Origin of the sequence: Spirillospora sp. NPDC048819 (genome assembly GCF_040650055.1) — a bacterium.
In the GTDB taxonomy this organism is placed as follows: Bacteria; Actinomycetota; Actinomycetes; order Streptosporangiales; family Streptosporangiaceae; genus Spirillospora.
This window is the reverse complement of sequence record NZ_JBEZGN010000010.1, coordinates 72,605-98,022: the sequence shown is the minus strand read 5'-3', so window position 1 is coordinate 98,022 and position 25,418 is coordinate 72,605. Positions and strand designations below refer to the sequence as shown.

Below are 25,418 nucleotides of genomic sequence, written 5' to 3'. Positions count from 1 at the left end.
TCGAGCCTCTCGGGTGCTGTTTCTTTGTTTCTCCTCCAAGGATTGGGCAACTGGAGCTATCTTCTTGTGTATCTCCGAAAACCGGAAACACGGGAGGTTGCGTGGCCCGCGTCAGAGATCCCCTCGACCCCAAGATCTCGCTCTGGCACTTTCTGGCATATGCCCTGCGCTTTGAGCGCGAGAAACACGGTCTCTCACTGGCCCAGTGTGGCGAGATCATTAACGCTGCTCGTTCGACTGTTTCCAACATCGAGGCGGGCAGGCTCAAGCTCGGCGATGACCAGGCCAGGAAGCTCGATGCGCGGTACAACACCCCGCATATGTTCGAGTTGCTGATCTTCTTCGCGAACACATCCCATGATCCGGATTGGTTCCGGCAGTACACCGAGTACGAATCGAAGGCCGAAATCATCCGGATCTACCAGGGGCAGGTCATACCCGTCCCATTGCAGACAGATGACTACGCCCGAGCGTTCCTTACCGTGGCGGGCGTCAAAGACGTCGACCGTGCGCTGGCGGCGCGCCTCGCTCGGCAGGACGCGATCTTCGAGCGCCCGAATCCGCCCGTCCTGCTGGTCCTGCTGGATGAGGACGCGATAGATCGTCCAGTGGGTGGCTTCGATGTGATGAAAGCGCAGCTCCAGCATCTTCTTGATCTGGGGGAGCGATCAGATGTGATCACCCGCATCGTCCCCCGCAAGGTTGGCGCGCATATCGGCCTCAACGGGCCGTTCCAGGTCATGAGCCGCGAGTCTGACGTCGCCTACATCGGCGCGTTCCATGGTGGGCGATTGGTCCAAGATCCTGTTGAAGTGCGGGAGCTCGCCGTAGATTTCGAGATGATCGGGGCGAAGGCGTTGAGCGAGGACGCTTCCCGCGCCCTGGTCGTTGAGATCATGGAAGGTTTCTCATGACGATCCACTGGCGCAAGAGCACCCGCAGCGGAAGCGCGACCGATGAGGCATGTGTCGAGGTGGCCGTGTTGCCCGAGGGAGTCGGAGTCAGAGACTCCAAGAGTCCGGACTGCGGGCGGCTTGTCGTGAACCGGGTCCAGTTCGGGAGCCTGTTGCAGGCGATCAAGGAAGGGGCGTTCGACCGGGCCTGATGAACACGGCCGGACTTGTGGCGTGGCCCTCAGTCGCCGATCAGGACGCGGCACGCCCCGGGCGCCACATGAGGAAGGCGCCGGGGCGCTTGTGCACGAGCTAGGGAACGGGGGGCAGGGCGTCTACTACTTCAAGGATCTGCGGCGCGGGGAAATGAATCTGCGCGCATGAGGACAGTTGGACGACGCCGTCATCATCCCGGCCGGGCAGGAGGTAGACGTAGTTCTCCCATGCGTCGGGGTGTGTCCAGCGTCCGAACCGATCGGCGAAGACCGGGCTTTGGGCCAGGTGGCCGAGCATGGTCTGGGCGTCCTGGGTGGGCATTCTCAGCCATGCCTGGCCGGTGAGGTAGGCGGCGTGGCGGCGTCCTTGCCCGGCCCCCTCGGGTTCGGCGGTAATGGACTCGCCGAGATTCTGGCAGCTCGCTACGGTCTTCAGGCCCATCGCCCACAGCGCCCGCATCAGCGGGATCATCTCCAGGTCGATGTCGGCCTGGCTCCCGTTGGGCAGGGTGAGCCGTTCGTAGGGGTGGACGTTGGTCAACCGGTCAGGCATCGCACCGCCTCTTGCAGGTGCCGCCGCACGGTCCGCTGCGTGGCGGTGTCGCGGGCGGCGTCGGGGATCCAGCGGACGCTTTGCTCCAGGTACCACTCGCTGATCCAGACTCGGTGCCAGCCGCCCGCCCACCCCTCGGCCGGCAAGCCGCCCCGATCTGCCAGGGCGCTGTCGGTTCCGCCTGCGGCGACGTAGGCGCGGATCATTGCGGCGAGGGCTTGGATGTCGAGGGGTTTGGGGGTGTCCTCCCAGGACGCCAGGTCCAGCAGGCCGGGCCCGTTGAAGGCCCGCGCCCAGTCCAGGACCGTCACACCCCGTGGGCCGGTGTGCAGGGAGGTGGGGTGGAATTCGCTGTGACACAGCCCAAACGGCGGGATATCGGCTCCCCGGGCGCGCTGCTCCCCGAGTTCGGCGAGTTGTTCCAGCAGGGCTTGGACATCGGTGGCGGTCGTCCAGCGGTCGGCGTCCCGTAGTTGCTGGACGGAGGTGAGGGCCTGGCCAGGGAGTGCGGCTAGGGCGGCGGCGTCCAGCAGCGGCAGCCCGTTCATCGGCGGGCAGGCGTGGACGCGGACGGCGGCTTGTGCTCCGACGTCCAGAGGCGCGTCTTCCTCGGGCATCTCGCCGAGGTCTTCCATGAGCATCGCCAAACGGCCGAGGGGGTCATGGTTGACGGCCAGGAGCGCGAGGACTGGCGCGCCATGCCGGGCGGCGTGCTCGATGACCTCGGCTTCGCGTGTGAACGGCGGGTCGGCGGTCTTCAGGACGACGGTCGCTCCGTTGTCCAAATGGATGCGTTCGACCGCCGATAGTTCCCAGACGCGGAGCGGCTCGCGGGCGACGGGCCGGGCGGCGATGCCCGCAGATAGCACAAGCGCGGAAAGGACCTGGGAGGGGGCGGACAGCGGGTCCGCCCCCTCCAGTCCGGTGTAGTTACCGGCCACAGGCTTCGACCTGCTCGATCCAGTCATCACCGAAGTGTCGCAGCTCGCGCCGGAACTCGGCGAGGTCCACGCCGAACGGCACGACCGCACCGCCGCGCATGTCCACCTGGGACTGGCAGCCGTGGACGAGCTTGCCGCCCAGAGCGGCGTTGGCCTTGACCGCCTCCACCCGGCGCCGCTCGTCGAACCACGTCCCGTGGTAGAGCTCGTCCACGAGCTGGGCTTCGGCCTCGGTCAGGCCGAAGATGACCTTGCAGGCGATCGGGAACATCCAGGCGGGCCCGACGTTGCTGACCTTCCCGCTCAGCTCGACCCGGTTGAGGGCCATCAGGGTGCCGACCTCGCGAAGCATCCGCAGGTGCCGGGCCTGGACACCGAGCTTGATGAGGCCGGGCTCGGACAGGTGCTCGTCCCGGAACAGATAGGCGGTGGCCTCCCAGGCGATGGCGAGCACCTCGGCGGGGTCGTCGGTGGTCCGGCCGTGGGTCTTGACGTAGTTGAGGGCCAGCTGCTCGACCGCGGTGTCCTGGGTCTCGGTGGCGTTCAGCAGCTCGTCCCGCACCCCGGCCCAGTCGCACACCAGCCAGGACGGGTTCTCGTACCGAAAGAAGTATGCGTCGATGTCGATTCGCATGTTCCTGCCGGTCACGGTGACGCCGGTGATCTTGTCCCAGCCGGGGTGGAAGGGTATTGGGAACTCCACCTCGATCATTGAGGGGGCCAGCGGTGTGACGGTCATCGGCTCCTCCTTTGAGTCGGTCACCGATAGCGAATCCCAGCGAGACCGGGAGCGGCAGGGGCACAATGGGGGGCGCCTGGGGGGCATCATGGGTGCACGACGACACGTCAGGTGCACACATGACGCCATCGGAAAAGGTCAAAGTCGGTGCGCGGCTGAAAGCCGAACGTCAGGCGCGAGGCTGGACGCAACGGGACCTCGCTGAACGCATCGCTGGGGTCATGGCGGATGAGCTGACCACGGACATCGCCACGATCATCGACTACGTCAAGCGCTGGGAACGCGGCCGCGCCGGAGTTGGACGTCGCTACCAGCGGGCGCTCGCCGAGTCGCTCGGCATCCCCCGGTGCCAGCTCTTCGACTCGGCCGATGTGGAGGATGATCCCGTGGAACGCAGGCAATTCTTGGGAGTCACGGCGGCCTTTGGGCTGGCGGTCACCCCATGGGATGCGCCCCGACCCCGGGTAGGGGTGGACGTCCTGGAGCGGTTGCAACGCCGAACGGCACGGCTCAGGCGTTTGGATGACGTGCTGGGCGGCGCCGACACCTACCGCGTATATGCCTCGGAGTTGGCGGCGACCCGGGATCTGCTGGACGCCGCCACCTACACCGAGGCCACCGGACGAGGATTGCTGAACATCCTGGCCGAGCAGGCACAGCAGGCTGGATGGGCGGCACTGGACGGCGGCCAGATGCCAGCCGCCCGATCGCTGTTTCGCGACAGCATGACTGCGGCGGCGGAGACCTGCAACACCGCACTGATGGGGAACGCCCTGGCACTCATGTCATACCAGCGCGTCACGGCTGGGCAGCGCGGTACGGCGGAGGCCGATGCGGCCTGCCGACTCGCGGACCCGCGGACGCCCGGGGCGGTGAAGGCGCTCCTGCACGAGCGCGCGGCCTGGGCCCATGCCATGGCCGGGCGCGCCCAGACTCGACAAGTCGAGATTGCACTCGACACCGCTCGAGAAGCCCTCGCCGGGAACAATGACGACGCCCCCGACTGGGCGCGCTGGGTGGACGGCGTGGAATTGCAGATCATGACCGGCCGGTGTTGGGCGATCTTGCGTCGGCCCGACCGAGCGGTTCCCGCATTGGAATGGGCCATGGCTCGATTCGACGACACCCACGCCCGCGACGAGAGCCTCTACCTGTCATGGCTGGCCGATGCTCACGTCGACGCCCGCGAAGTGGACCGGGCTGCACGCACGCTGTCTCACGCGATCGCCCTCGGCTCCGACGTCGCCTCCCCTCGCCCTCGCGAGCGAATCCGGGCGGTGGCCGTACGGCTACGTCGGCACGCGACCGAACCCGCCGTGGCCGACGTGCTGGAGCAAGCTAGGACGATGTGCGCGTCTCCCGCTTGAGCCACTCCAGACAAGCCTGTGATCCGCCCCCGACGGTCAAATACATGATCTCCGGGTTATCCCACGGATGATGCTCCAGCAGGTGCGCCTCCAACTCGGCGTAGCGCTCGCTCGTGGTGCGCAGGGTCAACTGCCATTCCTCGCCCGTACCGAGTTCACCGAGATGCCAGAAGGCGGTCCCGGCCGGGCCCACGACCTGGCCGGACGCAGCGAGGTGGGCCGCGACGGCCGACTTGAGCAACTTCATCCCCGCCTCGCGGTCAGGCGCAGCGGTGAACACCAGCAGCGCTCGAGATTCTGTCATGTAGCGCACCATACGACTCACGCCTCATTTGCACAGCCACTCACGCCTCTGAGGGCCATGGCGTACTCACCTGCTCCCGGAGTCGGCCTTCAGCGGCGGCGCCAGATGCGGTGGTGGCGGGTCGACGGCGGCCTCGGCCGCGTGGACTCCCACTTGCGGCGCCACTCCGACGCCTCCGGCCCGCGCGGGGCGCGGCGGCGGTCGGGGGAGTGCAGGGACGCCCACCAGCCCTCGTCGTGCTCGACCCACAGGCGGCCGACCTCGTCCTCCAGGCGGCCGTTGAACGTGCCCGTCGACTCGTCCGGTTCGGGGGTGAGCGGCCGGCCGTACCGCACGGACACGACCGGGCGGCCGCGCTTCGGCCAGAACCCGCCGCGCGGCATCGCCTGGTACGTGCCGCGCAGCACCAGCGGCACGGCCGGTATGCCGTGCTCGCGGCACATCAGCGCGGCGCCCATCCGGAACCGGCGGGCCCAGCCGTCCGGCGACCGGGTCCCCTCCGGGTAGATGAGCAGGCTCCACCCGTCCTGGATGAGTTCGGACGCGAGGTCGAGGGACCGTTCGACGCCGCGCCGCTCGATCGGGAACGCGTTGAAGGTGAGGGCGGTGGCGACGGCCCGCCAGCGGGCGTCGAAGAAGTAGTCGGCCGCCGCCGCGACCGCGACGCGGCGGCGCACCTCGACGGGCAGCGACCCGAGGATGAGCGGCGTGTCGAGGTGGCTGGCATGGTTGGCGACGAACACGGCCGGGCCCTTCAGCCCTTCGAGGAGGTCCAGGCCGTGGATCTCGGGTCTGGTCTGGCTCCACGTGACGGTTCTGAGCACGCCGTCGAACGCGACCGTGCGGGCGGCCGCGGCGAGGGGCGTCCGCGCCCATTCGGTGGGAAACGGCCGCGTCCGCGGCCCCTCCGACCACGGCTGCGCGGATCGCGGTGCGGGGGCGCGGCCGCGCCAGTCGCGTCCGCGGCGCAGCAGCCGGATCTCCTCCACCAGCTTCATCCGGCCCCCGCTCATCGGACGTCCGCCAACGTCATCGGTGGTGTGTGCAGGTACGTGAGGCTGGGGCTGCGGCCGACGGTCTCGCCCGCCATCTCCAGGGCGTCGGCGAGGGTGCTGGCCGCGCGGAACCCGAGCCGGGCCGCGACCCGCCGGTCGGCGCCCACGCAGATGACGTCGCCCAGGTGGGCGCGGGCGTGCGCACCCCAGTACCACATGTAGAACGGGTGGACGCCGTGGTAGGCGTACGAGTTCCGGTACAGGTGGACGTACCAGGGGTCGGTGGCGTACTGCTCCTCGAACTTCGTCTCGATCGTCGCGGGGTCCGTCGTCTGCGTCAGCACCTCCTCGTAGAAGTCGATGTAGGAGGGGTGGTGCAGCGGATGGAACTCCGACTTCATCGGGTGGTACATGATGAGGGCGCCGCCCTCGCGTACCAGCGGCTTGTTCCGGTACATGTTGAAGTAGTAGCCGAGCCCCAGGCTGTACACGAGGATCGGGTTCATCACCGAGTTGACGTTGTAGGGGCACAGGTACGGCAGGCCCAGCATCAGCACGTCCGACTGGCCGTGCACCTCGGTGAGCTGCTGGCGGTGGACGGCGGCGAGGGTCCGCTCGTGGACGACGTCGGTGGCGCCCGCGGTCACGCCGGTGACCCCGTACGGCGCCCGCATCCCCTGCCACACGCGGTGCCGCGCCCCGGCCGGGGCCACGTCGTTGGCGCGTTTGGCGGCGAGGAACTTCGCCTGGTCCTTCAGCGTCCACTCCCACTCGCGCTTGTTCAGGAACTCGAACGGCGACGGGAACTGGTCGTTGTTGAGGGTGCACTCGACGTGGAAGACCCGCACCGACTCCGACAGCAGCGCGTGCATCCGGTCATAGGAGTGGTGCATCGCCGAGTTCGGCGGGTCGTTGAACGAGCGGGAGTGCCGCAGCGTGTGGACGTTGTGGTGGTGGCGCAGGCTCTTGTACGAGGCGAGCCCGACCGCGACGGACTTCGCGCCGCCGTTCATCGCCACCAGGTTGATGTTCACGTACACGATGAGGTCGCTCTCGGCGGCCCGCCGGTTGATCTCGACGTCCTCGCCGTGCCGGGTCTGCCCGAGCGACTTGAGGTCCTCGGGGTCTTCGGCGTCGTGGTTGCGGAGCTTGTCCGGCCAGAACGAGTCGAACACGCGCTCGCCGACGATGTGCTTGATCTCCGCGGGCGTCATCCGGCGGTGCAGGGCGTTCCCGGCGATCAGCTCGACGTCGTCCACGCCGGCGGACGCGGCCATCTCCAGCACCTGCTCGATCACCCGCTGCCGGACGTCGGGCGCCCGCATCGGCGGCAGCGGCAGCGACAGGTCGTCGAACACGATCGTCAGCCGCATGCCGGAGTGCAGCAGCTCGGGCAGCGGCTCGCTGCCGAGCGGGTGCAGCAGCGCGTCCCGGATCCGGCCGGTCACGTCGCGGAGGCCGGGCAGGGAGTCCGGCGGGTAGATCACGCGGGTGCCGAGCGGGAACCGCTCCAGCCGGAACCCCTCTCCCTCGTGCACCAGGATCGGGGGCGTCCGCTCGTCCACCTCCAGCACGAGTCCCGGTCTGCTCATTCAACGGCTCCTTCGCGATCGAGATGGTCGGTGCTGTCGCCGTTCAGCGCGGCGGCCGCGGCGCCGTTCTGCGGTCCCGCGCCGTTCTGCGGGGCGAACGCGATCTTGACGCTGCCCGAGCGGCCGGCGGAGAGCGCGTGCGACAGCGCGTCCCGCCAGCGGGTGAGGGGGTAGACGCTGTCGACGAAGCCGTCGAGGGCGTCGTGGGAGGCCAGGTCGATCGCGGCCTGGAAGTCGTCCGCGCCGCGGCTGGCGTAGGAGCCGACGATGTTCAGTTCCCGGAACCAGGCGGGCGTCAGGTCCGTCGGCTTGGACGGCATGCCGGACAGCAGCACCGTCCCGCCCGCCCGGACGAGGCGCAGCGCGGTGTCGAGGCCCTCGCCGCCGGTGCATTCGACGACGATGTCGGCGCCGCCGAGCAGGTACCCGGGGCCGAGTTCGGGGCGGACGAGGGAGCCGCCGGTGATGCGCCGCAGCCCGCGCAGCGCCGCCGACGGGTCGATCGTCTCCGTCGCGCCGAGCGCCCGCGCCCGCCGCCGCTGACCCGCGTGCCGGGCGATGACGGTGATCGGCCCGGCGGGCGTCAGTTCGCGGAGCGCGAGGACGGTCAGCAGCCCGACCGTCCCGGCGCCGACCACGACGATCGACGTGCCGCGCGGGACGTCGATGCGGCGGACGGACCGCACCGCGCACGCGAGCGGCTCCGACAGCACGGCCCGTTCGGACGGCAGCGACTCCGGCACCCGGTGCAGCTGGCTGGTGTGCGCGACGAGGCGTTCGGACCAGCCGCCGCCCGTGTCGGCGCAGAACCCCGTCTGCAGCCCCGACGAGATCCGCCCGGCGTTGACGTGGTCGCATCTGTTCGCGTGGCCGCTCGCGCAGGGTTCGCACGGGCCGGTTCCGCGCGCCCGGCACGGCAGCACCGGGTCGATGACCACGCGCGTCCCGGCGGGCATGTCGCCGGCGTCGTCGAGGAGTTCGGCGACGACCTCGTGGCCCGGGACGAACGGCATCGACGTCAGCGGCCCCAGGTACGGGGACACCTTCCCCGCCGCCATCGCCAGGTCGGACCCGCAGATCCCCGACAGGACGGTCCGCAGCCGCACCCAGCCGGGTCCGGGCTTGCCGGGCGGCTGCCGGTGCGACAGCCGCAGCGGCGCGAGGGAGGGGACGGCCGCCGGGCGGAGCCGCCCGGGCAGCCGCGCCGCCGCGAGATACCGGGCGGGTGAGCGATGGTATTCCAACGCCAGAATCATCGGGCCTCCTCCAAAGCGGCGTCGAGGAGGGTGGAGACGGCTCCGGAGTCGCCGTCCCAGTCCGCGATCGACCAGCGCTGCCGTTTGGCGTGCCGGTACAGCCGGGGGTCGGGGTTGACGGCGACGGGGTTGCCGACCTGCTCCAGGACGGGCCGGTCGGAGTAGTGGTCCCCGTACGCCCAGCTCCCGGCCAGGTCGACGCCCTCGTCGCGGGCCCACGCCCGCAGCCACGCGGCGCGCGCCTCCCCGATGAGCGGGGGCCGTTCGAAATGCCCCGTGTAGTGCCCGTCGACGACGCGGAGTTCGGCGGCGAGCACGTCGTCGAAGAGGGTGCGGAGCGGCTCGACGAAGACGTCCACGGTCCCGGTGAGCAGCACCGTGCGGTGCCCGGCGGCGCGGTGCCCGCGGATCCGGCGGATCGCCTGCGGCCAGGCCCGCCGCAGCAGCACGTCCCCGAGCCGCTGCCGCGCCAGCGCCCGCAGCTGCGCCTCGTTCGCGCCCTCGTAGCGGCGGACGAACTCGCGCAGGAACTCGCCGCGGTCGCGGTGCTCGGTGCGCAGGTAGCGGGGCGCGGCCCGCAGGACGGGCAGCAGCGTCCCCGCCCAGGACCGGACGGGCACGTCCAGCAGCCGCGCCCACAGGTGCGCCTCCACCACGTCGGACGCGACGATCGTGCCGTCGAGGTCGAACACGGCCGCGACGTCGCGCCGCTCCTCGAACCGCACCGCGGGCGGGGCCGGGCGTCCCGACGTCAGCGCCGGGCGCGGCTCCGGATGGTGCGGCGGCGCGAGGCGGAACGCGGCCGTCACGGCGGGGCAGTGCACCTCGCCGAGGTAGTGCGCCCAGTCGATGACCGCCGAGTCGCAGCCCTCGCCGTCCGGCAGCGAGCGGTCGAGCGCGACGGTGCCGGAGTCGGCGTACACGACCTCGGCGGCGCCGTAGGCCCCGTACAGGTCGCGGTAGCGGCGCAGCATCCGCACCTCGCGGCCCTGCTTGTACAGGTTGCGCTGCCAGCCGCGGGTGCGGTCGCCGCTGGGCAGCATCAGCAGGGCCCGTTCGGCGATGTCCATCGCGCGTTCCGCGGTGCCGAGCATCTTCTCGGCGCGGCCGTCGCTGAGCAGCGCCACCTCGCGGGGACGGATCGCGCCGCGCCCGTCGTTGCCGGGCAGCGGATGCTCGGTGAAGTAGCCCTGGACGAGCTCGACCAGCCGCTGCAGCGTCAGCGGGTTCCGGGCGCCGGACCCGACGTGGTAGTAGGCGGGGCTGCCCGGCTCCGGGACGGCCGCGGCGGCGCCGAGCAGCGCGTTCACCACCAGGTCGACCGGGATGATGTCGACGATCCCGTCCGGGATGCCGGCGAGCGCCCGCAGCATCCCCTGCCCGTAGGCGAGGATCAGCGGGTCGGCCATCTTGAACCCGTCGATCCAGCCGGGGTACGGGTGCCGCAGCGCGCTCTCCACGATCGCGGGCCGGACGATCGACAGCGGCAGGCCGGCGGCCGTGTCCTCGGCGGCGCGTTCCCCGAGGGCCTTGGTGAAGGTGTACACGTCCGGCCAGCCGAGGCTGCGGGCCCGTTCCCGCCCGTAGTCGGTCAGCCGGCTGTCGACCTCTTCGCGGCGGCGGCGCTCGGTGTCGGCGGCGACGGCGGTCGGGCCGGCCTTGCCCTGCTCGCCGAGCGCGGCGGCGCGCAGCCGCCCGAGGACCTCGGGCCGCCGGGAGTGGCGTTCGACGGACCGGCGCGCGTCGACGGCGTACTCCAGTTCGGTGGCCCAGTCGACGGCGTGGTCCAGGGTGGTCTCCGGGACGACGCCCTTGCGGGACCCCGCGACGTAGGCGGTGGAGACGTGCACGATGTGCGGGGACTTCCCGGACCGCTCCCCGGCGCGCTTCGCGGACTCGTACAGGTTGATCGTGCCGACGACGTTGGTCGCGAACGCCTCGTCGATCGGCGGGTCGAACGACACGATGGACGCGCCGTGGATGACCACGTCCACGTCGTCCGGCAGCTCCGGCACGGACTCGGTGATGTCGGCCGCGACGACCCGGACCCGTTCCCGCACGATCTCGCGGGCGGCGTCCTCGCCGGTCCGCTCCCGCCACGGCGCGAACACCGGTTTCGCGAGCACTTCGTCGAGCCGCTGGTCCGCGGTGACGCCGGGCCGCCCCCGCAGCAGCGCGACGATCCGGGTGTCGGGATATCCGGACAGCAGGCGCTCCAGGAGTGCCTGCCCGATGAACCCGGTGACACCGGTGAGCAGAACGGTTCGCCCGGCCAGGCCATTGATCATGCCGGCTCCTTGTGATCGCTCATGCTGCGTGCTCCCTGTGTACGCCGGCATGGGCAAGCGCCCAGTCGGAGGCCAGTTGGGGAATGCGGTGGGGCGGCAGGCGCTCCAGCGAGCGGCGCCTCGCGTCCTCCGCGAGGGTCGCGTCGGCGAATCCGGGCAGCCCGGCGATGGTGGCGTCGATGCGGCGCATCCGGTCGAGCCCCTCGCCGTCGCCGAACAGCCACACGAGGGAGAAGTCGCTCTCCTCCTGCGGGCGCAGGCCCGTCCCCACCGGGGCCCACAGCCGTTCCATGGCCCACCGTGCGAGGCGCCGCGCCCGCGCGCTCCGCTCCAGCCGGAGCCGCGCCTGTGCCCGGTAGAACGCGAAATGGCGGCGCTCGTCCTTGATGATGCGCCGCAGGATGTCGCGCAGCACCGGGTTCTCGGTCTTCTCGATCATCGCCTGGTAGCTGTTGATGGCGCTGAGCTCGTTCATCGCGCCCCACGTCATCTGGATGGCGATGAACTCCTTGGTGAGCGCCGAGCCGAGCATCGAGACGAGGTGGCCGGTGTAGACGCCGCGGCCGAGCGCGCGGCGGATCCGCTCGTTGCGGGCCGTCTTCGTCGGATACGGCGACCCGGCGTGCACCTTCTCCCGGTCCGGCGCCAGCGTGAAACCCGCCTCGCCCAGGAACCGGGAGAACGCCTCACCGTGCCAGAACTCCTCGTAGATCCAGCAGCTCATGAAAGCCGTGATCTCCGGGTCGAACGCCGCCCGCGTGGCGAGCAGGTCCCGCGCGTACATCACCGTGTGCGTCTCGATGTCCATCATGAAGGTCAGGCAGCGGGCCTCTTCGCCCGAAACGGGGTAGGACGCGATGTCGTCCCACGCCACGCCTGACAAATCGACCGCCTTGGAGTTGCGCACATAGCGGTCAAGGTCGAAATCCAGCGTCATGCCCGGAACGCTAGGCACGGAAGGGAAGCGGCGAATCCGTCATGTGACGGGGCTCTTCCACCGTCCCCCCGCCCGCGTTGAGGGGGATCTCCGCGACGAGCGTGAACCCGCCCTTTCCGTCCGTTCCGGCTGAGAGGGAGCCGCCGAGCGCGCCGGTCCGGACCGTCAGGTTCGACAGGCCCTTGCCCGTGCCGGGGTCGGACCCGGTGTACGACGGCGGGATGACGCCGTCGTTGCCGACCGTGAGCCGCACGATCCCCTGCTGGACGGTGACCGTGATGTCGCAGCGCTCCGGATGTGCGTGCCGCAGGACGTTGGTGACGGATTCGCGCAGCACGGCGGCCAGCGCACCGTCCACCGGGGAGGACGGCGGCAGGTCCCGCGGGCCGGGCAGCTTCAGGCGGACCTCGGCGCCCGCGGCGGTCAGCGCGGCACGGGCCGACACCGCCTCGTCCCGCAGCGACAGGGCCCTGTCCTCCTCGGCGACCGCGCGGGCGTCCGCCCGCGACCGTTCGGCGAGGTCGGCGAGCTCGCCCAGCTCGGCCGCCGCCCGTACCGGATCGGTGGTGACCAGCCGCCGCGCCAGCTCCGCCTTGACCGTGATCGTCGACAGCCCGAGGCCGAGCAGATCGTGGACGTCCCGGGAGATGCGCAGCCGCTCGTGCAGCGCCGCCATCCGCGCCAGCCGCTCCCGGGCGACATCGACCTCCCGGGCCAGTTGCGGGAGCCGGTACAGCGCGTACACGACGACGCCGATCTGCACCGAGACCGCGCACGTGTAGAGGTAGAACAGCGTCCCGTATGAGGCCCACAGCGCCGGGACGCACCACAGGGCGATGGTCAGCGAGAACAGGATCCACGCCCACCGCCCGCGCGACACCAGCAGCACCGACCCGGTCGCCAGGCACGCCATCGTCGCCCACTCCGGGCCGAGCAGCGCGTACGGCACGAAGATCAGCAGGACCTGCGCGGACAGCGTCCACGCCCCGGCCCTCGGACGCCGCCCGCGCAGCACGGTCGAGGAGTGCCGGAGCTGCAGCACCGAGATCGCGATCGCGACGGCCGCCGCCGCGCCGGTCGCCCGCCACGAACCGTCCGTCCCCGTGTGGACGTACATGACCTGCTGCCAGCCGAAGCCGACGGTCACGAACACCAGGATCGTCCAGGCCAGGCGCGACTGCGTCACGCGTCCCGGACGGTGGCGCCTGGGGGACGGGCCCTGCAGCGCGCCGACGATCGACCGGACGTCCGTCGCCGCCCGCCGCGCGGTGCGGGCCACCTCCTCCAGGTCGGCGCGGGCCGCGGCCGAGTCGAGCGGCAGCCGCTCACGGGCGCGCCGGCTCACCATCTCGACCCGCGTGAGCGCCGCGCCCAGCACCGCGCGAAGGCTGCCCGCCGCCTCCAGCCGCTCCCGCGCCGCCGCGGCCGCCGCGAACTGCGCCCGGGTGGAGTGCAGTTCCCGGACGAACCCGGACAGCCGCGTGAGCGCGTACATCGACAGCCCGACGTTCATCGTCGCCATCACGCAGAACGACACGTCCTGCGGTGACCAGCCCTGGGAGTACCGCAGCAGGCCCTCCGCCGCCGCGACGAGCCCCACCATGAACCACGACAGCGGCGGACGCAGCAGAAGCAGCATCGCGCCTGCGAGGAATCCGCCCACGATGGGATACCAGTGCGTGCCGAACACCAGCAGCGGCAGCAGCGCCAGCGCAGACTGCACCACCAGATGCGTCACGATCACCCACCGGCGGGGCTGCTGCGAGCGCGGGCCGTACAGGACCAGCAGCCACTGCACCCCGAAGATGCCGGTGATCACGATGGTGGCGGACACCAGCATGTGCGACGGGCCGGTCTCGGCCTGCTTCAGCAGCCGGGTCTGCAGCATCAGCACCAGGTACATGCCGGTGATGACGCGTGCGAACAGGGGCGTCCGGCCCGCGAGGCCCCCTGAAGCAGGTGGTGGCCCCGCCGGCTTGTCTCGTCGCCGAGCGGATCCGTCCCGTCGCGCCACGTCCACCGGCCCCCCAACGCCGTCTCTTCGGATGATGAAACGCCGGGGCCGTACGATCAAGAGAAATAAGCGACTGAATATTTTTGTGGCGGGGACGCCAGGGGCCGTCAGGCGGTGCCGGCCGGCGTGTCAGGCCCGGCGTGTCGGCGGGGCGTGTCAGGCGGGGCGGTCCGCGCCGGTTTCGGCGGCCGGGACGTACCGGTGCAGCTCGGCGCGGGACGCGACACCGAGCTTCGGGAACGCCTTGTACAGGTGGTAGGCGACCGTGCGGTGGCTCAGCCGCAGCCGCGCCGCGATCTGCCGGTTCGTCGCGCCCGTCATCGCCAGCCGGACGACCTGCATCTCCTGCGCGGTCAGCCGCCCCGGCAGGTCGTCCCCGTCCGCCCGCACGCCCTGCCCGGCGGCGCGCAGCTCCCCGCGGGCCCGCTCCGCCCACGGGACCGCGCCCAGCCGCTCGAAGATCTCCAGTGCCGCGCTGAGCCGCGCCCGCGCCTGCGCGCGGCGCCGCGACCGGCGCAGCCACTCCCCGTACAGCAGCTCCGTCCGCGCGCGTTCGAACGGCCGCCCGCCCCGCCGGTGGGACGCGAGCGCGAGCGCGAAATGCCGCTCGACCTCGCCGTCCCCCGTGGTTGCGGGCTGCGTGGTCGTCGAACCCATGGTCGCGGGCTGCGCGGTCGTGAGGAGTGCCCGGCAGCGTGAGGCGACACCGTCCGCCCACGGCTGCCCGGCGTCGCGGGCGAACGCCGCCAGCCGCTCCATCGGCTCGCGGCCCGCGTCGGGACGGCCCGACGCGACGGCGGCCTCCACCGTGTCGGCGAGCGCGAGGATCACCGGCGGGGCGTGCGCCGCCGAGCCGGGATGCGCGTCCTGGAGATGTTCGAACGCGTCGTCGGGACGGCCCAGACCGAGGGCGAGCAGGCCGAGCGCGTCACCGACCCGCCCGTCGGCGGCCAGCGCGCGGCAGCGGACCTCGTCCCCCTCGATCGCCGCCTGCCGCGCCCGGACGGACCGCAGCGCGGCGGCCTGCCGGCGCTGCCCCGCGTCCTCCGCGATCTCCAGCGCTTCGCAGGTCAGCGTCCGGGCGTCGTCGTGCGCGCCGTGGAAGAGCCGAGCCCACGCCTGGACGGCGAGCGCGCGCGGCACGAGGGCGAGCAGCCCCCGTTCGCGGCACCGGGCGGCGAGCTGCGCCGACATCTCGGTGGCGGCCGCGTCGTCGCCGACCAGCAGGGCGGCCTCGGCGCCGAGCAGCCGCAGCCGCTCGTCGGGCTCGCCGCCCGCGTCGCCGAGGAGCTTCCGGGCGGACGCGACGTCGTCGTCCAGCAGCGCCGACAGCGCCCGGCCCAGGACCGACGCGCCGGTGTGCAGGCCCCTCGCCTCGACGGCCGTCTCCCGGTCGCCGCAGGACCAGGCGTGGAACACGGCCTCTTCGAGCATCCGCGCGCGGATCTCCGGATCGTCGCAGCTCCGGGCCCGGTCCAGCAGCAGCCGCCCGGCGGCCTGCGGCGTGCCGTGCTCCAGCTCGATCCCGGCCCGCACGAGGTCGACGCGCGCCCGCGTCTCCTCGGTGCGGTCCGCCCGGGCGGCCTCGTCGGCGAGCGTCCGGGCGCGTTCGGGGCGTCCGCCGGCCAGTTCCGCCTCCGCCGCCGCCACCAGCCGCCGGGCGCGCACCTCCGGTTCCCCGGCGAGGCGGGCGGCGCGCTCGTAGGCGAAGGCCGCGACGGACGGGCCGCCCCGGTCCCGGATGTCGCCCGCCGCCGACTCCAGCTGCGCGGCGACCGTGTCGTCGGTCCCGAGCGCGGCGGCGGCCAGATGCCGGACCCGCCGGCCCGCGTCGCCCGCCCGCGCGTGCACCTCGGCGAGCGCGTGGTGGACGGCGATCCGCCGGGTGACCGGGACGCCCTGGTACGCGGCGGCGCGGGCCAGCGGATGCCGGAAACCGATCTCGGTGCGGGTCACGTCCACCAGCCCCGCGTCCTCCGCCGGTTCCAGCGCGTCGAACGGCACGCCCAGCCGCCGCGCCGCCTGGACCGCCACACCCGGCTCACCGGTGTCGTCGGCGGCCACGATGGCCAGGAGCACCCGGGCCGGTTCGGGCAGGTCGCGGACGGCCCGTTCGAACTCCGCCGGGACGTGGGCGAGCCGCCCCGACCCGGCGGCGGCGAACTCGATCAGGGCGAGGGGGTTGCCGCGCGCCTGCCCGACGACGCGGTCACGCCGCTCCGCCGGGATGCGCGGCGCCCGCTCGTCCAGCAGGAGCCGCGCGTCGTCGGCGCCGAGGCCGGTCAGGCGGAGTTCGGGGAGGCCCGTCCGGGGCCACGCGCCTGTGTCGTCCCGCACCGCGATGAGGAAGACGACGTCGCGGGCGGCGACCCGGCGGGCGGCGAACAGCAGCGCGTCCGCCGACTCCCGGTCGAGCCACTGCGCATCGTCGACCAGGCACAGCACCGGCGTGTCCGCCGCCGGGCCGCCGAGCAGCGTCAGCAGCGCCAGCCCGACGAGAAGCCGCTCCTGCGGCCGCGGCCGGGCGAGCCCGAGCGCGGCCTTCAGCGCCTCCGCCTGCGGAGCGGGCAGATCCTCGAACGCGGCGTCGCCGAGCAGCAGATGCAGGGCCGCGAACGGAACGTCGGCCTCCCCCTCGATCCCGCCGCCGCGCAGGACGCGCATCCCCTTCGCGCCCGCCTCGGCGCGGTCGAGCAGCGCGGTCTTCCCTATCCCGGCCTCACCGCGCAGAACCAGGACGCCGCCGCCCGCACCGTCCCGCGCACGTCCCACGAGACGGTCGATCTCGGCGACCTCGGCCGCGCGCCCGTACAGCGAGTGCCCCATGCTTTGGAGCGTGTCATCGCGCATTCGCCCTGCCCAGTGCGCCGTTCACCGATCCGCATGTGAATCGCCCGGGGGTGCGGCCATGCGTTTCTCACATGGGCGCCACACCCACCGGGCACGGCCACATCCGGCCACATCCGGTGGGCCTCAGACCCAGCCGAACTCGCCCGCGATGCGCACCGCGTCGATCCGGTTGCGCGCGTTCAGCTTGGTGATGCAGCTCGCCAGATAGTTGCGGACGGTGCCGACCGTCAGGCTGAGCGCCAGCGCGATGTCGTCCACGTCCGCGCCCTCGGCCGCCAGCCGCAGCACCTGCGCCTCCCGGGGCGTCAGCGGGCTCTCGGGCTGCCGCAGCGCCACCAGCGCGAGCTGCGGGTCGACCACCTGCTCGCCCGCCGCGACCCGGCGGATCGCCGCGGCCAGCTCCGCGGGAGGCACGTCCTTGAGGACGAAGCCGTTCGCGTGCGCGTCCAGCGCCCGCCGCAGATCGCCGGGGCGTCCGAGCCCGGTCAGGATGAGCACCCGGCACTCCGGCAGCTTCTCGTGAAGCTCCGCGGCCGCGGTGACGCCGTCCACGCCGGGCAGGTCGACGTCCAGGACCGCCACGTCCGGCCTGTGCCGCAGCGCCGCCTGGACGATCGCGTCGCCGGTCTCGATCTCCGCCACGACCTCAAGGTCGGGCTCCAGGTCCAGCAGGCCGGTCAGCGCGCCGCGCAGGAGCGCGACGTCCTCGGCCAGCAGGATCCGGATCGCCCCGGGCACCGTCTCCACCGGTCCCCGGGAGAAGTCACCGTCCAGGCTCGCCATCGCTGATCACGTCCTCTACGGTCACCCGTCCGGGGACTTCCGCTCGCGGAAGACCGCCCTGATGAACAGTTCGGTGTGTCGCAGCGCCCTTTCCCTGGCCTCCTGCCGTTGGTCGGGCGCCGCATCGGCGTGCAACCACAGTAACCGCGCTTGGCCGATGGGCCCGAACAGCGCCCAGGCCAGATCGGCGGGACGGCCGAGATCGGGCGGGATCAGGCCGGTGTCGATCCAGTGCTGGAAGAGCGGCGCCATCTCCGACATCGACTGCGTGATCGTGTGGCCCATGTCGGCGCTGTGGACGAGCCCGTCCCGGACCATCAGGCTGATGAACAGCCGTCCGCTCGGCGAGTCCCAGGCGTCGAGGACGTGCGCGACCAGCGCGCGGATGGCGGCGGCAGGGTCGCCGTCGACCAGCTCGGGGTCCAGGCTCTCCCGCCCGGCCACCAGGCCCTGCGGCCCGAGCTGGGCCACGGCCGCCTCGAAGATGTCCTGCTTGCTGGCGAAATGTGCGTAGAGCACGCTCTCGCTGAGCCCGACCTCCCGGGCGATCGCGCGGATCGAGGTGCCCGCGTACCCCTTCTGCGCGAAGAGCCGCAGCGCCGCCTCGACCAGGGCCGACTTGGTGTCCCCGGCCTGCGTCTTGGGCGGGCGTCCGGGACGCCGGCGCACCGGGCCCCCCGACTTCATCGACACCGTTTACCTCCTCGTCTCATGGGAGAAGCGTGCCCGACGGGTCCACCGGACGTCCCGGTGGACCCGTCCCTGATGGTTCTTCACGAGGCCGCCGGTTCCGGGGCGGCCGCGTGGCTGCGCTCCCGCACCTTCTTGGGCACCAGGACGAGCGCGAGCCCGGCCACCACCCACAGCGTGAGCACGAGCAGCGGCCCGCCGAGCGCGCTGCCGTCGAAGTAGACGGTGTTGCGCACCGCGTTGATCGCGGCCGACACCGGCAGCCACTCGCCGAACGCCGCGTACCACTCGGGAATGAACAGCGGCCCGATCGGACCGCCGCTCGCCGGGACGCCGATCGGCACGAACAGCAGCACGGTCAGCCCGGCCGCGGGCGGGCCCCCGACGCGCAGCGCCCCGGCCGTGAACGCGCTCACCGCGAACACCAGCAGGCTGCCGAGGCCCCACAGCGCCCAGGGCGCCCCGACGAGCGCGCCGGTCAGCCCCGCGGCGACCCAGGCGTTGACCCCGCCCAGCACGACCGAGCCCGCGGCCAGCAGCCCGATCCGCTGCCCGGCGCCGGCCGCCGGCACCGCGAACGCGAGCGCGACCGCCAGGATCACCGCGGGGATGACCGTCGTGATCACGAAGAAGATCGACGACACCCCGTTGCCGTCGTCGGCCGGCAGCGGCGCGACGTCCTCGACCGTGACCGGCTGCCCGGTGGCCTGCCCGACCCCGTGGAACGCCTGCGTCAGCACCGCGTTCTCGATCTTCCCGTTCGCGCCCGCGATGACCAGTGCGGCCCCGCCCTGCCCGGGCACGAAGACCGCGTCCACGTCCCGGTCGAGCAGCGCCCCGCGGGCCTCCTCTTCGCTCCCGTACGCGGTGAGGTCGAACGCGCCGTCCGCGCGCTTGTCCATCATCGTGCCGAGCCGGTCCACCGCGTTCTCCTGGCCGACCACCGCGACGGGAACCCCGTGCGGCTCCAGATGGTGCAGGGCACCCAGGAAGGACCCGGCGAACACCATCCCCAGCAGCGCCACCACCACCATCACGGCGATGGGCTTACCTCTCTCATGCATCTCTGCCTCCTGGCTCGTCGTCTTCCAAGGCAAAAATAATCGCTCGTTCGATTAGTTTCCAGAGCCCGGACGCATGACGCCCGTCACATGGCGGATTCGCCTGGGCCGGAGGCTTCTTAGATTCGGTCTCGCTACCGACTTGCAGGAGGCCGCGTGATCTACAGCGTCTTCTCGCGCACGGCCGGGACCGTGCTGCTGCTTCTGCTGCGCCCCAAAGTGGAGGGCAAGGCCAACATCCCGGCCGAGGGCCCGTTCATCCTGGCGAGCAACCACCTGTCGTTCGCCGACAGCTTCGCCCTGTCGCCGGTCGTCCACCGCCGCCTCGTCTACCTGGCGAGGTCGGAGTACTTCGAACTGCCCGGCCGGTTCGGACGGCTGATCCGGTGGGGCCTCTTCGCGCTGGGGAACGTCCCGGTGAGGCGGGGCCCCACCCGTGCCGCCGTCCGCGCGCTGGAGCAGATCGCGACCGTCCTGGACGCGGGCGGCGGCGTCGCCATCTACCCGGAGGGCAGCCGTTCCCCGGACGGCCGCATCTACCGGGGCCGCACGGGCGTCGCCTGGCTGGCCATGGCCTCCGGCGCCAAGGTCATCCCGGTGGCCATCGGGGAGACCGACCGCATCATCCCGCTCGGCACGTGGCGCCCGCGGCTCAGCGTCCGTCCCACGATCCGCATCGGGGAGCCGATGGACTTCACCCGCTACCGCGACCTCCCGCCCGGCCGGGCCCGCCGCGTCATCACCGACGAGGTCATGGACGCCATCTGCAAACTCTCAGACCGCGAACGGGTCGGCACCTACAACCCCCGCGCCGACGAGGAGTGACCCCAGGGATTCCGGTGCGGAGGGTCAGGACGCCGTCGCGCCCACGACCGGGGCGAACACCGCCAGGGCGTCGCCGATGAGGATCGCGGCGACAATGCAGACGGTGGCCACCGCCATGAAGGCCAGGACGACCAGCCCGCCCGGAGGTCCGGCCGAAGTACCAGCTCCCCCTCACGCACGCGCACATCGCCCCTTGGTCGCTTCAAGACCCCCAGAGTGCCTCACCCGCACAGGAGGTACCGGAGGGGCTCACGCGAGGACGTGGTTGGGCCCGGCCGGGACGACGGTCAGTTCAGCACGGAGACTTCTGCGCCATTTCGCCTGAACCACTGCTCCAGCCGAGTTCCGTCGAGCCTGGTTTCCTCGCCGTTCTCGACGATCATGACGCTCCCGATCACGGTTCCACGCATGCCGGCCACTTTTGCGTCCGTGATAACGGTGCCGTCGAAAGCTGTTTGCGCCACCGCCGAGTCGCGCAGGTCGGCGCCGTCCAGCAGGCCGCCGATGAACATGGCGTCGCCAATGTCCGCGCGCCTGAGATCGGCGTTGCTGAACGATGTTCTTATGCATTCCGCCCGCCCGAGGCGTGCGCCGGCCATACAGGCGCCAGAGAAATCGGCCTTTCGCAGGTGCGCCTTGATCAGGTCGATGCCTTGAAGGTTTGCTCCGGTGAACCTTGCCTCTTCGCAATGAGCCCGCCACAGGATGGCGCCGCGCAGGTCGGCGTCCGAGAAATCCGACCCGCTCAACCAGGACTCGGTGAAGTCTCCGCCGCCGAGGTCCGCTCCGCGGAAGTCCATGTCCAGCGCGTAGAGGGTGGAACCCGGGTTTTCGAGCCACTCTCGAAGGGAGGCGGCCGCCTCGGCGTCGCCCGGCCACGTCCGAGGTTCCCACGGGTCCTCACGGGTACCAGATGATTCTGTCACCCCACCCCTCCTCATCGACGATGCGCTTCATTTCTGTGATGGCGCTCTGGTCGGCGTTCCTCGTGTCGAGGATGACGCCTCTTCCCATCTCGAGCTGCTTGCGCACGGTGCGTCGGAAGTCCGCCTCATTGTACGCGTTCGGGAAGGGCCTGGATCGGACGTGCGCCGGGACGTGCGGTGGCCAGTCTGAATGGATGCCCTTGATGTCCCAGTGAATTCCCTTGTCGATGAAGTCTCCCTGCTGCGGGCCGCTCGGTCTCGTATAGTTTTCGTCGAATATGCCCTTCTTCATGAGATCCAGGGAAATTCTGGCCTCGTCCCGGGAGCCCTTGGTGGCCTTGAAGTTGTGATCCGGATCCTTTGCCGCCTCGGCATACTTCTCCGGATGCTGCGCCTTCAGGTCGTTCAGGTGCTTTTCGAGCGTCTGTTTCTCCGCGGCTGTGAGCGCCGGACGCGGACCCACCGGTTCGACGGGCTTCTTCGTGCCGATGCGGCGGACGCCTCCCGCCATGCGGGCGGCGGCGCCGGAGCCTGCGCCCGTGCCCAGCGTGGCGGCGGTGATGACAATGGTGGGGACCGCCTCGCCGAAGGCGCGGGCCGGGTCGCGTTTCCATTCCTCCCAGTTGACGACCGCCTTGGCGAAGGCGACGGGGTGCCGGACTCCTTCGATCAGGCCCCTGGCCTGGCCGACGGGGCCTCGTTGCAGCCAACTCCCGGGGTTGGCGGCGATGTAGACCGGGGCGGTGACGGGGTTGCCGGCAAGGGCGCTGAGACCGAGGTCCTTGAGGCCCTCTCCCAGGCCGGGGAGGTAGTGGTGAGCGTAGGCGTTCCAGCCGTCGTCGAAGAAGCCGCCGGTGTCGGAAGGCCGGGCGGCGTTCTGTTCGGCGGTCTTGAGGAGTTCGTCGCGGCTTCGGCGGACTTGGGCTCGCTGGTGTGCGAGTTGGCTCGCGGCGCGCGCGATGGTGGTGGCGGGGGCGGTGCCCAGGGCGAGGTTGGCGAGGATCTCGGACAAGGCCTGGGCGGAGTCGTCCCACGTGTTGGCGGCGTAGGTCAGTTCCGCGCTGAGGCGGTCGAGTTCTTCTGGGGAGCCGCTGCGTATTGCGGGTGAGCTTGGGAGAGCGCGGGGCGGGCCTGGAATGTACGGCTCGCGGACGCGGGGCGGGCCGGCCTCGGCCGCGAGGCGCTGGACGGCATCGAACGCCGTGTAGAAGGCGGAGCGGACGTCGTTGTGCTCGCGGACCAGGGTCTGGTGGAGGCGGTCGGCGGCGGGGCCGACCAGGGCACCGTTGACGAGGAGCGTGTGGGCGCGTTTGAGGGCCGGGCCGTGCTCTTCGGCCAACTGTTTGACGCGCTGTAAGAGCGCGGCTGCCTGTTCTGCCCGCGTCATCGCTGTCGACCCTTCGTCCGACAGGGTGTCAGATTAGGGGTCGTGGGCGGGTGGGGCCAGTGTTAGGTGAGGACGTGGTTGGTGAGGAGGTGTTCGAAGTCGGTTTCGAAGGCCTCGTAGTGGGTGCGGAGGTCTGGGCCCGGCCAGTCGGGTGGGAGGAGGGGCGGGGGGAGGAGCGGGTCGTTCAGGAGGTGGCGCAGGACGGCGGCGGCGAGGGTGAAGCGTTCGGCGATCGTGGTGGCCTCGGTCAGGGCGGTGTGGAGGGTGCGTGCCTTGGCCGCCCAGGTTTCGAGGTCCCAGAGGGTGGCGGCCAGGGCGGCGGGGTCCTCTTCGGGGCGGCCGGAGAGGAAGGTGCACTGGCGGACGACGGTGCCGGGGCGGGGGCGGGTCAGGTTGGCGGGGCGCAGCCAGGTGCCTTCGCGGAGTTCGGCGAGGCGGAGCGCGGACATGGCCTGGCGGAGGGCGGCGCGGTCGGCGGCGGGACGGCGTTCGGCGGTGATGACGGCGATCTCCCAGGTGCCGTCCCAGGGGACGGTCGGGGGGAGGCGGCTCTCGTCCTGGCGGGCCTGGCGTTCGAGGAGGCGTTCGGTGAGGGCGTAGGTGCCGCCGGACTGGACGAGGTCGCCCGAGGCCACCATGCGGGAGAGCGCGACCCGGATCGTCCCCTCGGCGATGCCGAACAGGTCGCCGACGCGGACGAGGTAGCGGGCGGGGAGCCGGGGCGGGTGGACGCCCAGCAGGGTGCTCAGCACCACCGAACGCGCGGTGAGCGGGCGGATCTCCAGGTTGTCCATGTCTGGTTGCGACCTTACCGGGGCCGGCGGGGGCCGCTCGGCCGAGATTACAGTCTTCCATCGTGTGATGAAGAAGTGTAATGTCCGGGGTATGGCGTCCTATCTGATCGAGCCGTTCGACCGGCTCCCGTTCGGCGGCGCGGAGAAGGCCCGCCGGTACGCGACGGAGCGGTATCAGGGGGCCGCGGGCCTCAACTGGTACGACTGCGACCCCACGCTGCGGTTCCTGATGCGCCGGCATCTGGGGGACGGGTTCGGCTGGGCCGAGCCGAGGCTGCGGGGGATGGGCGCGCTCATGGGCGGGCCGGTCGCGGAGCGGGCCGAGGAGACCGACCGGAACCCGCCGCGGCTGGAGAAGTACGACCGGTGGGGGCGCGACGTCAGCGAGGTCGTCATGCCGCCGTCGTTCGAGGCGGCGCGGAACGACATCGTGGCGACGTCCTTCACGCGGCCCGACTTCGTCGCGGAGGCGAAGCGGAACGGCGTCGACCCCGCGCCGATGGGCGTGGCCTGGAGCTACCTGCTGGATCAGGCCGACATCGGCATGGCGTGCGCGCTGGGCACCGGCGGCGACATGGTCGTGGGCCTGACGGAGATGTTCGCGCCCGAGGACGTGAAGGCGCGGGTGCGGGAACTGTTCGCGGCCGGGGAGATGTCCGGTGAGGCCGCGCAGATGCTCACCGAGCGTTCGGGCGGCTCCGACCTGGGCGCGCTGGAGTCGACGGCGTCCAGAGACGGGGGTGGACTGAGGGACGAAGGCCGCCGCCGTTCAGGCCGAGAGCTCGCAGGCGCAGAAGACACAGCGGGGGACGCGTGGCGGCTCAACGGGTTCAAGTGGTTCGCGTCCAATGCGAACGGTTCGGCGTTCGTGGTGCTGGCCAAGCCCGAGGGCGCCGCCGACGGAGTGCGGGGGATCGCGCCGTTCCTCGTCCTCAAGGAGCGGCGGGACGGGTCGCGCAACGGGGTCCGGATCCGGCGGCTCAAGGACAAGCTCGGCACGCGGTCGGTGGCGTCGGGGGAGATCGAGTTCACCGACGCGGAGGCGTTCCTGCTGGCCCCGTCGTCGAGCGCCGGCGCGGGCGGCGACGGCAAGGGCCTCGCCCGGATGATGGAGCTGACGAACGGCGCCCGCCTCGGCATCTCGATGATGGGCCTGGGGTGCGCGCGGAGGGCGCTGGTCGAGTCGCTCTGCTATGCGCGGGCGCGGGAGGCGTTCGGTGCCCCGCTGGCCGAGCAGCCGCTGATGCGGCGCAAGCTCGCCGAGCTGATCGTGGAGACCGAGGCCGTCCAGGCGCTCGTGTTCGACGGGTATCTGGGACGTCCGCGGCTGCGGATCGGCGCGGCGCTGATCAAGCTGAGGGCGGCGAGGCTGGGCGTGACGGCCGCGAGCGACGCCATCGAGGTGCACGGCGGGAACGGCTACATCGAGCAGTGGCCGGTGGCGCGGATCCTCCGGGACGCGCAGGTCAACCCGATCTGGGAGGGCGGCGACAACATCCTGTGCCTGGACGTGCGCCGGGCCGTCGAGCGGCAGGACGCGCACGAGCCGTTCCTCGACCGGCTCACCGAGGCCGTCCGGCGGGCCCCCGAGGGCGACGACGCCACCGCCGATCTGGTCGGTGAGCGCATCGGGCACCTGCGGCAGGCCATCGAGAAGTGGCGCGGGCTGGACAGGACCGTCGCAGAGGCGAGGCTCTACCCGCTGGCCCAGTACATGGCCGACGTGTACGCGGCGGCGCTGCTGCTGGAGCAGGCCGGGTGGGAGCGCGCGGACTCCGGCGGCGACCGCAAGGCGCTCGTCGCGCGGCTCTACGCTCGCAGCCGCCTCGCCGACGCCGGTCCGCTGCGCGGGATCGACGCCCCGGCCGAGGATCTCGAACGCTTCAAGGACCTGTCGGACGGCGCGTTCATCGACGGTCGCGAGTAGGCGGCGCGCGGCGGGAAGCGTTGACCGAACGAGATTCGGCCCCGTAGGTTTCTGGGGACGGCCCGTCGCCCTGAGCGCGTG

22 protein-coding genes are annotated in these 25,418 nt (G+C 71.6%); 5 read left to right on the top strand and 17 right to left on the bottom strand.

The genetic code is table 11. From position 1 onward, the window contains the following. Nucleotides 1–101 precede the first annotated feature (101 nt). Nucleotides 102–914, top strand: coding sequence for a helix-turn-helix transcriptional regulator (locus AB0C35_RS16450; protein WP_358455960.1), 813 nt, complete (start codon nucleotides 102–104; stop codon nucleotides 912–914). Continuing rightward, nucleotides 911–1,105 (top strand): DUF397 domain-containing protein, encoded by a 195-nt coding sequence (locus tag AB0C35_RS16445; RefSeq protein ID WP_358455957.1) that lies wholly within the window; start codon nucleotides 911–913, stop codon nucleotides 1,103–1,105. The genes AB0C35_RS16450 and AB0C35_RS16445 overlap by 4 nt, the downstream gene beginning before the upstream one ends. Before the next feature lie 100 nt (nucleotides 1,106–1,205). On the opposite strand, the gene AB0C35_RS16440 is transcribed toward AB0C35_RS16445, so the two are convergent. From AB0C35_RS16440 to AB0C35_RS16430, 3 genes are read right to left on the bottom strand one after another with little or no spacing between them, the layout of a single operon-like run. Continuing rightward, nucleotides 1,206–1,661 carry a hypothetical protein gene (locus AB0C35_RS16440; RefSeq protein WP_358455955.1) on the bottom strand — a complete coding sequence of 152 codons (456 nt, stop codon included), beginning with the start codon at nucleotides 1,659–1,661 and terminating at the stop codon, nucleotides 1,206–1,208. After that, the gene (locus AB0C35_RS16435) at nucleotides 1,646–2,602 is read right to left on the bottom strand and encodes an aminoglycoside phosphotransferase family protein (RefSeq protein WP_358455953.1); all 957 of its coding nucleotides are present in this window, start codon (nucleotides 2,600–2,602) and stop codon (nucleotides 1,646–1,648) included. The genes AB0C35_RS16440 and AB0C35_RS16435 overlap by 16 nt, the downstream gene beginning before the upstream one ends. Beyond that, nucleotides 2,592–3,341 (bottom strand): hypothetical protein, encoded by a 750-nt coding sequence (locus tag AB0C35_RS16430; RefSeq protein WP_358455950.1) that lies wholly within the window; start codon nucleotides 3,339–3,341, stop codon nucleotides 2,592–2,594. The genes AB0C35_RS16435 and AB0C35_RS16430 overlap by 11 nt, the downstream gene beginning before the upstream one ends. Before the next feature lie 119 nt (nucleotides 3,342–3,460). Between AB0C35_RS16430 and AB0C35_RS16425 the strand changes: the two genes are divergently transcribed. Further along, the gene (locus AB0C35_RS16425) at nucleotides 3,461–4,708 is read left to right on the top strand and encodes a helix-turn-helix transcriptional regulator (RefSeq protein WP_358455948.1); all 1,248 of its coding nucleotides are present in this window, start codon (nucleotides 3,461–3,463) and stop codon (nucleotides 4,706–4,708) included. Here AB0C35_RS16425 and cutA read toward each other — a convergent pair. The 11 genes from cutA to AB0C35_RS16370 all read right to left on the bottom strand — a co-directional run bounded on the left by cutA (nucleotide 4,680) and on the right by AB0C35_RS16370 (nucleotide 19,481). Next, nucleotides 4,680–5,012 (bottom strand): divalent-cation tolerance protein CutA, encoded by a 333-nt coding sequence (cutA, locus tag AB0C35_RS16420; protein WP_358455945.1) that lies wholly within the window; start codon nucleotides 5,010–5,012, stop codon nucleotides 4,680–4,682. The genes AB0C35_RS16425 and cutA overlap by 29 nt on opposite strands. An 89-nt stretch (nucleotides 5,013–5,101) precedes the next feature. Further along, nucleotides 5,102–6,025, bottom strand: coding sequence for a lysophospholipid acyltransferase family protein (locus tag AB0C35_RS16415; protein ID WP_358455942.1), 924 nt, complete (start codon nucleotides 6,023–6,025; stop codon nucleotides 5,102–5,104). After that, nucleotides 6,022–7,599 carry a lactate racemase domain-containing protein gene (locus AB0C35_RS16410; RefSeq protein WP_358455939.1) on the bottom strand — a complete coding sequence of 526 codons (1,578 nt, stop codon included), beginning with the start codon at nucleotides 7,597–7,599 and terminating at the stop codon, nucleotides 6,022–6,024. The genes AB0C35_RS16415 and AB0C35_RS16410 overlap by 4 nt, the downstream gene beginning before the upstream one ends. Further along, nucleotides 7,596–8,855: a zinc-binding dehydrogenase gene (locus AB0C35_RS16405; RefSeq protein ID WP_358455937.1), complete on the bottom strand. Its 1,260-nt coding sequence runs from the start codon at nucleotides 8,853–8,855 to the stop codon at nucleotides 7,596–7,598. Before AB0C35_RS16405 ends, AB0C35_RS16410 begins: the two co-directional genes overlap by 4 nt. Further along, complete coding sequence (locus tag AB0C35_RS16400; protein WP_358455934.1) at nucleotides 8,852–11,143, bottom strand: HAD-IB family hydrolase; 2,292 nt, start codon at nucleotides 11,141–11,143, stop codon at nucleotides 8,852–8,854. Before AB0C35_RS16400 ends, AB0C35_RS16405 begins: the two co-directional genes overlap by 4 nt. Nucleotides 11,144–11,162: 19 nt before the next feature. Continuing rightward, nucleotides 11,163–12,080 carry a ferritin-like domain-containing protein gene (locus AB0C35_RS16395; RefSeq protein ID WP_358455932.1) on the bottom strand — a complete coding sequence of 306 codons (918 nt, stop codon included), beginning with the start codon at nucleotides 12,078–12,080 and terminating at the stop codon, nucleotides 11,163–11,165. 10 nt (nucleotides 12,081–12,090) lie between these two features. After that, a complete protein-coding gene (locus AB0C35_RS16390) occupies nucleotides 12,091–13,983 on the bottom strand; it encodes a histidine kinase (RefSeq protein WP_358455929.1) in 1,893 nt (630 codons plus the stop codon). A gap of 267 nt (nucleotides 13,984–14,250) precedes the next feature. Continuing rightward, entirely contained in the window at nucleotides 14,251–16,920 is a 2,670-nt protein-coding gene (locus tag AB0C35_RS16385) for an AAA family ATPase (protein WP_358455927.1), read from the bottom strand. A gap of 147 nt (nucleotides 16,921–17,067) precedes the next feature. Next, complete coding sequence (locus AB0C35_RS16380) at nucleotides 17,068–17,727, bottom strand: response regulator transcription factor (RefSeq protein WP_358455924.1); 660 nt, start codon at nucleotides 17,725–17,727, stop codon at nucleotides 17,068–17,070. A 21-nt stretch (nucleotides 17,728–17,748) separates the two neighbouring features. Next, nucleotides 17,749–18,414 (bottom strand): helix-turn-helix domain-containing protein, encoded by a 666-nt coding sequence (locus AB0C35_RS16375; RefSeq protein ID WP_358456278.1) that lies wholly within the window; start codon nucleotides 18,412–18,414, stop codon nucleotides 17,749–17,751. An 86-nt stretch (nucleotides 18,415–18,500) separates the two neighbouring features. Then, entirely contained in the window at nucleotides 18,501–19,481 is a 981-nt protein-coding gene (locus AB0C35_RS16370) for a hypothetical protein (RefSeq protein ID WP_358455922.1), read from the bottom strand. A gap of 153 nt (nucleotides 19,482–19,634) precedes the next feature. On the opposite strand from AB0C35_RS16370, the gene AB0C35_RS16365 reads away from it, so the two are divergent. Further along, nucleotides 19,635–20,303, top strand: coding sequence for a lysophospholipid acyltransferase family protein (locus tag AB0C35_RS16365; protein WP_358455919.1), 669 nt, complete (start codon nucleotides 19,635–19,637; stop codon nucleotides 20,301–20,303). 287 nt (nucleotides 20,304–20,590) lie between these two features. Here the strand turns inward: AB0C35_RS16365 and AB0C35_RS16360 are convergent, their stop codons facing one another. From AB0C35_RS16360 to AB0C35_RS16350, 3 genes are all read right to left on the bottom strand, one after another. Next, nucleotides 20,591–21,229 (bottom strand): pentapeptide repeat-containing protein, encoded by a 639-nt coding sequence (locus AB0C35_RS16360; RefSeq protein WP_358455916.1) that lies wholly within the window; start codon nucleotides 21,227–21,229, stop codon nucleotides 20,591–20,593. Further along, nucleotides 21,204–22,616, bottom strand: a complete 1,413-nt coding sequence (locus AB0C35_RS16355; RefSeq protein ID WP_358455913.1) for a hypothetical protein — start codon at nucleotides 22,614–22,616, stop codon at nucleotides 21,204–21,206. The genes AB0C35_RS16360 and AB0C35_RS16355 overlap by 26 nt, the downstream gene beginning before the upstream one ends. Before the next feature lie 62 nt (nucleotides 22,617–22,678). Then, nucleotides 22,679–23,410 carry a PaaX family transcriptional regulator C-terminal domain-containing protein gene (locus AB0C35_RS16350; RefSeq protein ID WP_358455910.1) on the bottom strand — a complete coding sequence of 244 codons (732 nt, stop codon included), beginning with the start codon at nucleotides 23,408–23,410 and terminating at the stop codon, nucleotides 22,679–22,681. 91 nt (nucleotides 23,411–23,501) lie between these two features. Between AB0C35_RS16350 and AB0C35_RS16345 the strand changes: the two genes are divergently transcribed. Continuing rightward, on the top strand, nucleotides 23,502–25,337 hold the full coding sequence (locus AB0C35_RS16345; RefSeq protein WP_358455907.1) for an acyl-CoA dehydrogenase family protein: 1,836 nt from the start codon (nucleotides 23,502–23,504) through the stop codon (nucleotides 25,335–25,337). The last annotated feature ends 81 nt before the right edge of the window (nucleotides 25,338–25,418 follow it).